Raw genomic sequence first — 12,406 nt, forward strand, 5'->3', positions numbered from 1 at the left:
GTCTGACCGGAGGAATTGACCATGGCAGCGCAGGATCGGCCGGATCGCTACTCGAGCGTCGCGATCTGGTTTCACTGGACGATCGCGCTGCTGGTCCTGCTCAACCTTGCGGTCGGGCTGTTGCACGATTCGGTCCCGGCGCTGCGAAGCTGGATGGGTGCCCACCAGGCGATCGGCCTCGCGGTGCTGGCTTTGACCATCGCGCGCGTTGCGTGGCGGCTGGCCCACCGGCCGCCGCCGCTCCCCAGCCGGACGCCGATGTGGGAGCGCGCTCTGGCGCACGGCTCGCACACTTTACTCTACGTCCTGATGCTCGGCCTGCCGCTGACGGGCTGGATGATGGTGTCGGGCGGCGGCAAGCCTGGCGGGGTTAGCATCTTCGGTCTTTTCGAAATCCCCTATCTGCCTGTCTCGAAGGCGACCGGGCATTTCGGCCATAGCGCGCACGGCGTTCTCGGCTGGGTGATGCTCGCGCTTGTCGTGCTGCACATCGGCGCCGCACTGCGCCATCATCTGCTTCTTCGCGATCCCGTGCTGACGCGGATCGCGCCGATGCTCGGGCGTCGCTGACAGCCAACCAACGCGACCGCCTCAAAAAAATTGCGGGTGCGGTGCAACAAGGGTTGAACCAAAACGAGGCTCACCCATTTAGATCCTGTACGGCATCGTGTCCCCCCCTTTCGCGGCGCCGTACGGGACGCTTCTAGCGTCCCTCCTCCCTGAACCTAGGCCACTCCGTGCGACATGCACGGGGTGGTTTTTTTTGGTCTGCCCGTCGCGCGGGCCCGTCCGCTTCTCCCACCCGTTGCGTGCCTGTGGAATTATTCGAAAGCCTCGACGCCATCCTGCTGGCCGCGCTGGTCCTGCTGGTCCTCGCGCGCAAGTTGAACGTCCCGTATCCGACGTTGCTGGCGGCCGCCGGCATCGGTTTTGCCGCCTTGCCGTTCGCGCCGAAAATCACGGTGGAACCGCATCTGGCGCTGGCGTTGTTCATTGCCCCGGCGCTGTTGCACGCCGCCTATTATACCAGTCCACGCGCCTTGCGGCGGCACTGGTTTCCGCTGCTGTCGCTGGCGGTGTTCGCCGTGCTGGTCACTGCCGGGGCGGTCGCGCTGGTCGGCGTGACGCTGGGTGGGTTGCCGCTTGCCGCCGCTTTCGCGCTGGGGGCGATCGTCGCGCCGCCCGATGCCGCTGCCTCGGAAGCGGTGCTCGGCGAAGTCGGCATTCCCCGCCGCGGCCTGTTGCTGCTCCAGGGCGAGAGCCTGCTCAACGACGCGACCGCGCTGCTGCTGTTCGGGCTTGCGGTGGCGTTCGCGACGCATTCCGACACGCCGGTGACGCCGCTCGCGCTCGCCGCGGCGGTGCCGGGCGGCATCGTGTTCGGCGCCGTCGCGTCATGGGTATATCTGCGCATCTCGCCGCTGTTTGCGGGCACGCTGGGCGCGAGCCTCGCCGATTTCGCAGTGACGTTCGGGATATGGTTGCTCGCCGAGCGGCTGCACATTTCGCCGGTGCTGGCCGTCGTCACGTTCGGGATGATCGTGTCGCAGCGCCGCCCGGTCGGCCAGCCCGCGCGAGACCGGTTGCAGGGCGCTGCGGTATGGTCGGCGGCGGTGCTCGTCCTCAATATCATCGCGTTCGCATTGATGGGGCTGCAATCACGCGACGTGCTGGTCGGCCTGCCCGCCGCCGAGCGCTGGCCGGCGATCGGGTTCGCCGCCGCGGTCCTCGCGACCGTGCTCGTCACGCGGGTCGCGTGGGTGTTCTTCGTCCGGTTCGTCGAGGGCGTGATCGCCAACCGCTACGCACCGTCCTGGCTGCCCAAGCCGCCTCCCTGGAATGCGTCGATGATCCTGTCCTGGTCGGGCATGCGGGGGCTGCTGACGCTGGCGACCGCGTTCGCGCTGCCGGGGTCTGTGCCAGGCCGCGACCTGATCGTGCTCGCCGCGTTCGGCGTGGTGATCGGCACGCTCGTGCTGCAGGGGCTGACGCTCGGGCCGTTGATCCGTCGTCTCGATCTGGGCGCCGATACCGGGCTCGCCGACGAGATCGCACCCGCGCGCAAGCGGCTGATTGACGCCGGTCTCGCGGTACTGCCGGCACGTCAGGGCGCGGCGGCCGATGCGCTCCGCTTCCGCTATGGTGCGGCGGGCAAGGTCACCGCCGAGGCCGACGATCCGCAAGCGAGCTCGGAATTCGACGTCCTCCACCTGGAAATGATCGCCTGCCAGCGCGCCGTGTTGCACGAGATGCGCGACAAGGGGGAGGTGGCGGAGGACGTCTATCGCCGCCTCCAGGAAGAACTCGACTGGGCGGAGGTCGACGCGCGCGCATTCGGCGACAATATCCTCTCCGCGACCTGAAGGGGCGACGTGAGGGCGTGCGGGGAACATCGGCACGCGCTACGCGGTTTGAGGGAACCACCGTAGAAAGGGTCGATGCATGTCCGAGGCGAATTCGTGAGCAAGTCCGTCAAGCCCGCCCCGCCGACGACGCTCGTGATCTTCGGCGCCTTCGGTGATCTGACCCGTCGCTTGCTGATGCCCGCGTTGATCAACATGACCCGGCTCGGGCTGGTCGGCGATGATTTCCACGTTCTCGGCGTCGGCATCGACGAGGGGAACGATCAGTCGCTGCGCGACGCGCTCGGCAGTTTCGACGCGAAGGGCGGCGAGGGCGCCGGTGCGAAGGGCGACGCCTGGGCGCGGCTCAAGGACCGGGTCGGCTATCTCCAGGGAGATTTCACGACGGACGACGTCTACGACCAGCTTAAGGCACGCGTGACGGGCAACGTCGCCTTCTACTTCGCGGTGCCCGCCAAGTTCTTTGGCGAACTTGTCGATAAACTCGCCGACCACGGGCTGATGGCGGAAGCCCCGCACGCCTTCCGCCGGATCGCGATCGAAAAGCCGTTCGGGCACGATCTCGCTTCGGCACAGGCCCTGAACGCGCGAATCCTGTCGAAGGTCGGCGAAGCGCAAGTCTACCGGATCGATCATTTCCTCGGCAAGGAAACCGTCCAGAACATCATGACCGCGCGGTTCGCCAACATGATGCTCGAGCGTGTCTGGAATGCGGACTGCATCGCGCACGTCCAGATCACCGCCGCCGAGACGGTCGACGTCGGCACCCGCGGCAAGTTCTACGACGCCACCGGTGCGCTCCGCGACATGGTCCCCAACCACCTGTTCCAGTTGCTCGCGATGGTCGCGATGGAGCCGCCCGCAAGCTTCGATGCTGAGGCGATCCGAAACGAAAAGGGCAAGGTCTTGAAGGCCGTCCGCGTCTATTCGCCGAGCAAGGCGAAACGCAACGGCGTCCGCGGCGCCTATACCGCGGGCAAGGTGAAGGAGGTCGAGGTCCCAGCCTACACCGCCAGCCCCGATGTCGCCCCCGACAGCCGGACCGAGACGTATGTCGCGCTGAAGCTCATGGTCGACACGTGGCGCTGGGCGGGCGTGCCGTTCTACCTGCGCACCGGCAAGGCGATGACCTGCCGCGACACGGAGATCGCGATCACCTTCAAGCCGGTCCCGTTCGCGTCGTTCCCCGGCGCGGCCGCCGACATGCTCCCGCCCAACCGGCTGATCATCCAGATCCAGCCCGACGAGGGGTTGAGCATGGACATCAATATCAAGCGGCCCGGCCTGGAAGTGGCGACCGCGCCGATCGCGCTGGATTTCCGCTACGCCGACGCCTTCGACATCGGCCACCTGACGGGATACGAGTCGCTGATCTACGACCTGTTCGTCGGCGACCAGACCTTGTTCCAGCGCGCCGACGCGATCGAGGCAGGCTGGGCAGCGGTTCAGCCGTTCCTCGACCTGTGGGCGCACGATTCGGAGATGCCCGAGCCCTATGAAGCCGGCACGCTGGGTCCCGCCGCGGCGGACGCCCTCCTCGCCCACGACGACCACACCTGGCACGAACTCGCCCCCGCGGGCCAAACCGTCCCCTGAGTCCACCCCGGCGAGACCCGGGGCCCAATTGGGAGAAGGTCGCTAACGAGGGGCAGCGCTCCGTTATGCCGACCTTGCCAATTGGGCCCCGGCCTTCGCCGGGGTGGCATGTCTAGTCACATGCGATTCGCGCTCAAACCCGCTCGGTCAGCTCGATCTCGCCCTCGACCTCCATCTCGTCCTCGTCGCCCATCTCGTCCATGTCGGGCATCGTGAAGTCGGCCTTCCAGTCATAGACCTTCTCGACCCCGCCCTGCACCCAGACGCGCACCGCGCCCGAGGTGATCTCGCCGCCCATTGCACCGACGAAATCGGCCACGAGCGAATCCGCCGCATCCTCGTGATCGGTCGCACCCGGAATAGTCGCGGCCGTCATCTCCTCGTCGAGTTCGATGATCTGCGCCCAATATTGCTTCGCCATGTGTCGCTCCTGCGTAGATGCCTGCGTCGATAAAAGCCGTCAGCCGGCGGTGATGATAGGATGATCCTCGCGCAGCCGGTCCGCCAGCCGCTCGACCGCGTCGACCTCGCTCGCGCTGCCCGACGGCGTCACCGCCCAGTTGCAATGCGCGTGCGTCGCGGTCGAGTAGACGCGAACGTCGCCGACGATCAGCCGCCACCGCCGCCGGTCGCCACTATTGTACCGGACGAGGTTGGTGACGAACAGGCTCTGGAGATCCGATGCGGTCATCCGCGCCCCATAGCGACAATCGCCCGCCCGTCGCCACCGCAAACGGGCCAGCAACCGTCATTACTATCCTTAGGCTGGACGTCGAAGGCTACGATCCGGGCGAGACCGAGGCCATCACGCCAGGACTATCCCGCAACCGCAGGAACAGCATCCCACCAACCGGTTTCGGTACGGTCAAGGAAGCCCCGGTAAACCCTTCCGGCACCCGCACCGCGTCCGTAAATCCCGCATTCGCCGCCACCGAATCCAGCAGGAACAGGTCGCTCCCCGTCAACGTGCAGGTCTCCGCACACGTCACCCCGGCCAGCCCCGGTACGCGGACGAGGGTCGTCAACGGCACCCAATCCCCCGCGACGCCGTCTTGCACCAGCCGCCACTTCAGCGGCCCATGCGCCGAAACGCCCAGCGCCTTGCCCGGCTCGACCGTCGCCACCGCGATCCGGTCGTCCTGCACGGTAAGGCCACGCCCCGACGATACGCTGGTCGTCATCGCGCCATCCGCCGTCGCGATCTCGACGCTGTCGCTCGCTGCGAACTTAGTGCCGTCGGCGCGTAACGAGAAGGTCAGCCGGGCATCCTGTGCGATCGCGGTGTCGCCCGCGAGCACGACCGGAAGCCCAGGGGAGGGCGGCGCGACGATGCTTTTCGCGATCAGCGCCGCCTTGGGCCGTGGCTGGGCGACCGCGAACTTCACCGAGCGTTTGCGCCCGTCCGACAGCGTGACGAGCGCCATCTTCGTCTGACCCGCCACGAACGCAGGCGCGGTCGCAGCGTTCAGCGCCAATCGGTCCGCCTTGTCCGCCCGAACCACGTCGCCCGGCCTGAACGCGATCCCATCGACCGTCATCGACGCCACCAGGTCGAGCCGAGTCCCCGCCAGCGTTCCCGCGGTGTCGCCCGCATACAGCGTGAACCCGTCGATCCTTCCCGCTTCGGACAGCGCGACCAGCGCGATCTTCTCGGGCGCCTCGATTCCGAACTGCTTGACCGACAGCGTCAGCTTGCCCGGCACCGTCTTGGCCAGCGGCAGGGTCAGGCCGATGCGGTCGCCGGTCGAGGTCCAGGCCAGCGGCACGCTCCCTGCGTCGCTGTGCAACGTCACCGCCTCGACGCAGCTCGGGGTCGGCCCTGCCAGCGTGACCGGATTGTCGCGCCCGACCACCAAATTCTCGGGATCGGTATCGACCATCTGCCAGCCACCCGAGCGCGGCACCTGCAGGCGGAACCGCGGCCCGTCGAACGGCGTGAAGCCCCAGCGCCCGTGCAGCGTCGCATCGGTTACGCTACCCAGCCCCGCGGTCCGCATCCCGACCTGGTCGAGCACATAGCCGCCGCGCTCGGCATCGGCCTGCACCGGCAACTCGACCACGCCACCCTGCGGGGTCGTCACGCGCAAGCTCATGTCGTGCGCGAACTTCGTCGCATAGATCAGCGGCGCACCCTCGACCGGCAGCACGAGGTCGGGCTTGGCCGCGCAGACCAGCCGGTCGGCCTCCGCGCGCCGCATCGTCGGTGTCTGGGGCGCCCCGGTCTCGATCACCGGCATCGCCACGACCATCACCGATTTCGGGCTCGCGAAAGACGGCGCCGCATTCAGCAGCAACGCCAGCCGATCGTCCCGCGCGCGCGCCAGGGCCGGGATGTAGCGGAACTGGGTCGACTGGAACGCGCCGAAGATCTTCGCGAGATCGCGCACCACGCCGATATACGGACTGTAATAGCCGAGCCCGCCCTGCGGCGTCGCGCTCAGTTGCAGCGCGAGATCGGTCGGCGCCCCGACCAGCGTATCCGCCAGCGTCGAGCTCTGGCCGTCCGTAAGCAGCAGGGATTCGCGGTTCTGCGTCAGGCAAGCGGCCTGGAGATCGGCCGCGAGATCGAGGCACTCGGCTTTCAGCTTGATCGCGAGACTGCGCGACAGCAAGGGCGATACCGCCTCGATACGCTCCGGCCGCGTCCGCTCCAGCGCATGGATCCCGTCTAGGAACGCATCGAGCCGCGCGCGATCGAGCGACGCTTGGTCGAGATCCTGGACGGCGCGCACGAACGCCCCCGGCTGTTTGCGCACCGCCGAGATTACCGCGTCGAACCCGCCGCTTTCCGGCACGAGGAACACGACCAGTTGCCGCGCGCCGTCCGGTACCGTCAACGCCAGCGCGTTCTTCTTCGCCTTCCACGTTTCGGCCTTGGAGAACCAGGATTTGGGCGGCGGCTCGGTCGCACCGCGCAGGAACGCGGCGACCAGCAGATAGCGCGCACCATCGTCCTTCTTGCCGGTCGGAAGATCCGCGGCGATCGCCACGCGGTCACCGGTCGCGAGCTTTGGCACCTGCGCGATCGGCAGCGTCGTCATTCCGTGCGTCACGCGGACGCGCAGGCTTGGCCCGGTCAGGTCGAACGGCGCCGGATCGGCCCCTGCGACGACAGGCGCCAGCGAAACGGCCAGTGCGCAAAACGGGAGAAATCGAAGCATCATCACGGGCGATCTCGGCGTCGGAAGCATCACGAATGGCCTGCGCCAGTGTCGATAATAGGGCAAGACGCCGCACTTGCCCGATCGCTCACGCTGCCGCACACAGTACAGGACTCGGGGAAGGGGACTTACATGATCGCGCGCATTCTCATCGCGACGCTACTCGCGACGACCGCAACCAATGCCGCCGCGAAGACGGTGGTCGTCACCGCCGCGCACATGATCGACGTGCTCGCGGGCAAGCGCATCGACGACCCGCAGGTGACGATCGTCGATGGTCGCATCACCGCGGTCGGTCGCAAGGGTGATGCCGTTCCCGCTGGCGCCGAGCGCGTCGACCTCGGCCCGCGAACGCTGCTCCCCGGCCTGATCGACATGCACGTCCACCTGACGAGCGACCCGACGCTCAGCGGCTATCGTTCACTCGAATTCACCGACAATTTCTGGACCGTCGTCGGCGTCGCCAACGCGCGCAAGACGCTCGACGCGGGCTTCACCACGGTGCGCAACGTCGGCTCGTCCAACTACGATGACGTCGCGCTGAAACAGGGTATCGACCGCGGCTACGTCCCCGGCCCGCGCATCGTCCCCGCCACCTACGCGCTCGGCGCGACCGGCGGCCACTGCGACGCAACCGAATTTCCGCCCTCGATCCAGGTCCCGCATCCGCAGATCGCCAACACCCCCGACGAGTTTCGGGGCGCGGTCCGGACGATCCGCAAATATGGCGCGGAGGTGGTGAAGGTCTGCATGACCGGCGGCGTCCTCTCGAAGACCGACAGCGTCGGGGCGCAGCAGATCAGCCTCGCGGAGATCAAGGCGATCGTCGAGGAGGCGCACATGCTCGGGATGAAGGTCGCGGTCCACGCGCACGGCAGCGAAGGCATCAACGATGCGCTGCGCGCCGGCGTCGACACGATCGAACACGCCAGCCTCGCCGACGCCGAATCGTTCAAGCTGGCCAAGGCGAGCGGGGCGTGGTTCGACATGGATATCTACGACGACGACTATATCCTCGCCGAGGGTGCCAAGAACGGCGTGTTCGCCGAAAGCCTGGAGAAGGAACGCCAGGTCGGCCTCAAGCAGCGCCAGACCTTCCGCGCCGCGCACGCCGCCGGGGTAAAGATGCTGTTCGGCACCGACGGCGGCGTCTACCCCAACGGCAACAACGCGCTCCAGTTCGCCAAGATGGTCGAATGGGGCATGACGCCGCTGGAGGCGATCCAGGCCGCCACCTCCAGCGCCGCGATCGCGCTGGCCAGAACCGCAGACGTCGGCGCGATCCAGCCGGGCCGGTTCGGCGATCTCGTCGCGGTCGATGGCGATCCGCTGACCGACGTGCGCCAGTTGGAGCATCCCGCGTTCGTCATGAAGGGCGGGGCAGTGGTGATCGCCCCGAAGTAGAGCGCCCTGGCGGGGGAGGATCGCCATCGACCGGCGCCCGGCCGCTCACACCCTCGCCACGCTTCACCGCTGCCCAGAAGCAACTCGTCGCATCACGGGTTGCCGTCGGACCCCGTTCAGCCTCCCCCGCCCACAACGCCGCGACGACCGCGCGCAGGGGATTTTCGACGATGACGACCGACCGCGGGGCGCTGGCCGCCCTGCTCGCCACCATGACCGTCCTGGCCGCCGCCGCGACCCCGGCGGCCGCGCAGACCGAGCCGGCCGCACCCGTGCGCGGCCTGGAGCGGCTCCAGGCCCCCGGTACGCAGCCAACTCCCGACACGACCGCGATCCCGGTGCCCGCCGCGCCGACCATCGTCCTGCCGAACGCCACGCCCGCTTCCCGTCGTACTCCGCGGTCGAGCGCTGCGGCAAAGCCCGCCACGGACCGTGCGACCACGACGCGGGCGGGCGTCGAGCGCACGACGACCGAGGCGCCGACACGCGAACGGGCGGCCACCCGGACGGCCACCCGGACGGCGCCGGAACCAGCGACCCAGCCGCGCACGCCGGCGGCCGAGCCACCGCGTCCGTCGACGTCAGCCGAACCAGCGCCCGCTGCAACGCCGACGCCGGAGCCTGCTCTCCAGTTACCAGCACAGACCCCGGCCTCCGACGTGTCGCCGCAGCCGACCGCGCCCACGCCCGCAACGACGCCGGCCCAAACCCCGGAATCCACGCTGACGGCACCCGAAAAGGGCAGTGCGATGCCGCTGTGGCTCTCGCTGACCGCCATTGTCGTGGTTCTCGGCGCGCTATGGGCGCTCCGTCGCAAGCCACGCAGCCACCGGTACGAGAGTGTCGAACCCGAAACCTATGTCGAGCCGACTCCGCCGCCGGTCGTCCCCCAGCCGGTCGCTCCCCAGCCGGTCGCTGCCAAGCCGGGCGTGTCCGAACCAGTGCTACCCCCGGCACCCGTCACCCCTGCCACCGCATCCACGGTCGCACCCGTAGCTATCGTCCCGACTGCCGCACCCAAATTCCTCGAGCCAAGGGGCAAGGTGCCGCCCACGCCGCCCGTTGCCGCCCGGGCTCGGCTGACCTGCGAGCTTCGTCCGTTGCGCGCGGGTCTCAACTTGCTGAGCGCGACCGTCGAGTGTGAGATGATCGTCACCAACACCGGAACCGCGCCGGCCGAGAGCATCCGCGTCGGCATCGCGCTGCTGACCGCGCATGCCGACCAGGACATGGATCTGGCCGCGTTCAATGCGGCGCCGGTCCTCCGTCCCGCGGCGGCGCCGTTCACGCTGGCGGCGGGAGAAACACGCACCATCCGCACCGTCGCCGCGATCGCGCGCGAGGCGATCCGCACGATGACCGCCGCCAACCGCCCGATGTTCGTGCCCGTGCTCGCTTCCAACATCCTGTACGCAACGGTCGGCAACGACGCGCAGTTCGCCCGCGCCTGGGTGGTAGGCGTAGAACGCGTCGACTCCCCCAAGCTCGCGCCGTTCTGGCTCGACGCCCCCGCCCGCATGTACAGCACGGTCGCGGCCCGGCCGCATGCGGCGACCTTCGAACGCTGACCTGCTGCCGTCACGACCCGAGCAACGGCTGACGCACCACGATTGACGTTTATCGATAAACGATACATATTGTTTATCGATAAACGGAGGTCGGCATGCAGGATCGTGTTCTCGTCGTCGCCAGCGGACTGGTACGGTTCGCAAACTGGTTGAACTGGGCGGTCGCAGTCGGGTTCGTGGTCGCGATCGTCGCCTCGTTCGTCTTCGGTGACGCGCTCACCGCCCAGATCGCCACCAAATATCACGGCCGCTATGTCGGCGAGACCATTGCGTTGCTGCGGCTCACAGGCGTCATAAGCCTCGTCGCCTGCATTGCGGTGTATCACCTGTTCAGCCGCTTGCTCGCGATCCTGGCCACGGTGCGGGCGGGCGACCCGTTCGTCGTCGCCAACGCCGATCGTCTCCAACGGATCGGCTGGGCGCTGTTCGCCATACAACTGCTCGATCTCGCTTTCCGTGGGATCGTGCTCGCGCTCGACCGGCTCGGTGTCGATCACGCGACATGGGTGCCCGGCTTCACCGGCTGGATCGGGGTTGTGATGCTGTTCGTGCTCGCCCGGGTGTTCCGCGTGGGTGCGAGCATGCGCGACGACCTGGCGATGACCGTCTGATGCCCGTCATCGTCACGCTCGACGGCATGCTTGCGGCACGCGGCATGACGCTGACCGAGCTTTCGCAGGCGGTCGACATCACGATGGCGAACCTGTCGATCCTCAAGACCGGCAAGGCCAAGGCGATCCGCTTCTCGACGCTGGAAGCGATCTGCACAGCGCTCGACTGCCAGCCGGGCGACATCCTGAGTTTCACGTCAGAGGGGGAAACAACATGAGCGATCGTACGGAAAGACGCGGAGCGGGAAGGCGGATCGGCGGTATTCGTCGGGGTGAAGACCGGGCTGAAGTGGAGGGGGTGGACCGTGCACCCGCGCGATCTGGATGCGGTGGTGGAGCGGGCGGAGCGGGCGGAGAACGCGCCGTTGTACGGGGTCCAGACCGCCTGAAGATCATCCTTACCACCCCGGCGAAGGCCGGGGCCCAGTTGGAAAGGTCGGCGTAATAGCGAGATACGCTCCGTCAGTGTGTCTCCTGCTGACGCTGGCATTTGCCGGGAACCGCCAAGGTATCGAGACACGAAAAAGGGCGACCCCATCGCTGGGGCCGCCCTTTTTATTAGCTGCGGCCAGCAGGGGCAAAGCCCCTGCTTCGTCGGTCGGCATGAATGCCGCCGGCCGGCCTTGCGGGACTGCGATTTAGCCTTGGCTAAATCGTCTTTCCCGCTGCGGCTTACTTGACCTCGACGGTCGCGCCAGCTGCTTCGAGCTGAGCCTTGATCTTGGCGGCCTCGTCCTTCGACACGCCTTCCTTGACGGCCTTGGGAGCCGACTCGACCAGCGTCTTTGCTTCGGTCAGGCCGAGCGCGGTGATCGCACGGACTTCCTTGATGACGTTGATCTTCTTGCCACCGTCGCCGGTCAGGATGACGTCGAATTCGGTCTGCTCTTCTGCTGCAGGAGCGGCTGCGCCGCCGCCTGCTGCCGGTGCTGCGACCGCTGCTGCGGCCGAAACGCCCCACTTCTCTTCGAGCAGCTTCGAAAGCTCAGCTGCTTCGAGAACGGTCAGTTCGCTCAGGCTCTCAACGAGCGCGTTCAGGTCTGCCATGATAAATCTCCATCTCGGGGCTCGTGCCCCATCAGTTCAAAAAGGTAACGAAAGGCCTGCAAGATCAGGCGGCTTCCTTCTCCGCGTAGGCGGAAAGCACGCGCGCGAGCTGCGCTGCCGGAGCCTGCGTGATCGTTGCCAGCTTCGTGGCGGGTGCCACGATGAGGCCAACGATCTTGGCACGCAGTTCGTCCAGCGAGGGCAGCGTTGCGAGCGCCTTCACACCGTCGACGTCGAGGGTCGTCGCGCCCATCGCCCCACCCACGATTTCGAACTTGTCGTTCGTCTTCGCGAATTCCACGACCACCTTGGCGGCCGCGACGGGATCGATGGAACTGGCCAGACCGACCGGACCCGTGAGCATGTCGCCCAGCGAGCTGTAGTCGGTGCCGTCCATTGCGATCTTGGCAAGCTTGTTCTTCGAGACCTTGTAGGTCGCGCCGGCGTCGCGCATCTTGTTCCGCAGCACAGTGGACTGTGCGACGGTCAGGCCGAGGTTGCGCGTGACAACGACGACGCCGACCTCGGAAAAGGTGCGGTTCAGCTCGGCTACGGCCGCGGTCTTTTGATCACGATCCATGCCATTCTCCACGTTTTACGAGTTCACCGCTTGCGCAGTGGACCCGGTTACTAACCGGAGGCGCAGACAAGCCCGC

The 12,406-nt window shown here is 67.3% G+C and carries 12 protein-coding genes; 7 read left to right on the plus strand and 5 right to left on the minus strand.

The window, feature by feature from the left end; all coding sequences use genetic code 11:
- The first annotated feature begins 21 nt into the window (after positions 1-21).
- The 3 genes from AC1MH0_RS15235 (at position 22) to zwf (ending at position 3,959) form a co-directional block, all read left to right on the plus strand.
- Positions 22-570 (plus strand): cytochrome b, encoded by a 549-nt coding sequence (locus AC1MH0_RS15235; protein ID WP_480963473.1) that lies wholly within the window; start codon positions 22-24, stop codon positions 568-570.
- Between the two features lie 245 nt (positions 571-815).
- A complete protein-coding gene (locus AC1MH0_RS15240; RefSeq protein ID WP_480963474.1) occupies positions 816-2,363 on the plus strand; it encodes a cation:proton antiporter in 1,548 nt (515 codons plus the stop codon).
- Positions 2,364-2,459: 96 nt separating this feature from the next.
- Positions 2,460-3,959, plus strand: coding sequence for a glucose-6-phosphate dehydrogenase (zwf, locus tag AC1MH0_RS15245; RefSeq protein ID WP_480963475.1), 1,500 nt, complete (start codon positions 2,460-2,462; stop codon positions 3,957-3,959).
- 133 nt (positions 3,960-4,092) lie between these two features.
- Here zwf and AC1MH0_RS15250 read toward each other — a convergent pair whose 3' ends face one another.
- From AC1MH0_RS15250 to AC1MH0_RS15260, 3 genes are all read right to left on the minus strand, one after another.
- Entirely contained in the window at positions 4,093-4,380 is a 288-nt protein-coding gene (locus AC1MH0_RS15250; protein ID WP_056047554.1) for a hypothetical protein, read from the minus strand.
- A gap of 39 nt (positions 4,381-4,419) precedes the next feature.
- Positions 4,420-4,650, minus strand: a complete 231-nt coding sequence (locus tag AC1MH0_RS15255; RefSeq protein WP_480963476.1) for a hypothetical protein — start codon at positions 4,648-4,650, stop codon at positions 4,420-4,422.
- Positions 4,651-4,738: 88 nt separating this feature from the next.
- Complete coding sequence (locus AC1MH0_RS15260; protein ID WP_480963477.1) at positions 4,739-7,120, minus strand: hypothetical protein; 2,382 nt, start codon at positions 7,118-7,120, stop codon at positions 4,739-4,741.
- A 132-nt stretch (positions 7,121-7,252) separates the two neighbouring features.
- On the opposite strand from AC1MH0_RS15260, the gene AC1MH0_RS15265 reads away from it, so the two are divergent.
- The 4 genes from AC1MH0_RS15265 to AC1MH0_RS15280 all read left to right on the plus strand — a co-directional run bounded on the left by AC1MH0_RS15265 (position 7,253) and on the right by AC1MH0_RS15280 (position 10,921).
- Complete coding sequence (locus AC1MH0_RS15265; protein ID WP_480963478.1) at positions 7,253-8,524, plus strand: Xaa-Pro dipeptidase; 1,272 nt, start codon at positions 7,253-7,255, stop codon at positions 8,522-8,524.
- A gap of 170 nt (positions 8,525-8,694) precedes the next feature.
- Positions 8,695-10,092, plus strand: a complete 1,398-nt coding sequence (locus tag AC1MH0_RS15270) for a hypothetical protein (protein ID WP_480963479.1) — start codon at positions 8,695-8,697, stop codon at positions 10,090-10,092.
- A gap of 95 nt (positions 10,093-10,187) precedes the next feature.
- The gene (locus tag AC1MH0_RS15275; RefSeq protein WP_480963480.1) at positions 10,188-10,703 is read left to right on the plus strand and encodes a DUF2975 domain-containing protein; all 516 of its coding nucleotides are present in this window, start codon (positions 10,188-10,190) and stop codon (positions 10,701-10,703) included.
- Positions 10,703-10,921 carry a helix-turn-helix domain-containing protein gene (locus AC1MH0_RS15280; RefSeq protein WP_480963481.1) on the plus strand — a complete coding sequence of 73 codons (219 nt, stop codon included), beginning with the start codon at positions 10,703-10,705 and terminating at the stop codon, positions 10,919-10,921. Before AC1MH0_RS15275 ends, AC1MH0_RS15280 begins: the two co-directional genes overlap by 1 nt.
- A 454-nt stretch (positions 10,922-11,375) precedes the next feature.
- Here the strand turns inward: AC1MH0_RS15280 and rplL are convergent, their stop codons facing one another.
- Both rplL and rplJ read right to left on the minus strand, forming a co-directional pair.
- Positions 11,376-11,750, minus strand: a complete 375-nt coding sequence (gene rplL, locus AC1MH0_RS15285) for a 50S ribosomal protein L7/L12 (protein ID WP_056047577.1) — start codon at positions 11,748-11,750, stop codon at positions 11,376-11,378.
- Between the two features lie 64 nt (positions 11,751-11,814).
- Positions 11,815-12,330: a 50S ribosomal protein L10 gene (gene rplJ / locus AC1MH0_RS15290; RefSeq protein ID WP_055879768.1), complete on the minus strand. Its 516-nt coding sequence runs from the start codon at positions 12,328-12,330 to the stop codon at positions 11,815-11,817.
- Positions 12,331-12,406 lie beyond the last annotated feature (76 nt).

The sequence above is a fragment of the Sphingomonas sp. AP28 genome, assembly GCF_056680455.1.

Bases quoted from the DNA above. Each gene is read 5' to 3' on its own strand.
- AC1MH0_RS15235 (WP_480963473.1), top strand. From the start codon at position 22: ATGGCAGCGCAGGATCGGCCGGATCGCTACTCGAGCGTCGCGATCTGG.
- AC1MH0_RS15280 (WP_480963481.1), top strand. From the start codon at position 10,703: ATGCCCGTCATCGTCACGCTCGACGGCATGCTTGCGGCACGCGGCATG.
- AC1MH0_RS15275 (WP_480963480.1), top strand. From the start codon at position 10,188: ATGCAGGATCGTGTTCTCGTCGTCGCCAGCGGACTGGTACGGTTCGCA.
- rplJ (WP_055879768.1), bottom strand. From the start codon at position 12,330: ATGGATCGTGATCAAAAGACCGCGGCCGTAGCCGAGCTGAACCGCACC.
- AC1MH0_RS15265 (WP_480963478.1), top strand. From the start codon at position 7,253: ATGATCGCGCGCATTCTCATCGCGACGCTACTCGCGACGACCGCAACC.
- rplL (WP_056047577.1), bottom strand. From the start codon at position 11,750: ATGGCAGACCTGAACGCGCTCGTTGAGAGCCTGAGCGAACTGACCGTT.
- AC1MH0_RS15255 (WP_480963476.1), bottom strand. From the start codon at position 4,650: ATGACCGCATCGGATCTCCAGAGCCTGTTCGTCACCAACCTCGTCCGG.
- AC1MH0_RS15250 (WP_056047554.1), bottom strand. From the start codon at position 4,380: ATGGCGAAGCAATATTGGGCGCAGATCATCGAACTCGACGAGGAGATG.
- AC1MH0_RS15260 (WP_480963477.1), bottom strand. From the start codon at position 7,120: ATGCTTCGATTTCTCCCGTTTTGCGCACTGGCCGTTTCGCTGGCGCCT.
- AC1MH0_RS15270 (WP_480963479.1), top strand. From the start codon at position 8,695: ATGACGACCGACCGCGGGGCGCTGGCCGCCCTGCTCGCCACCATGACC.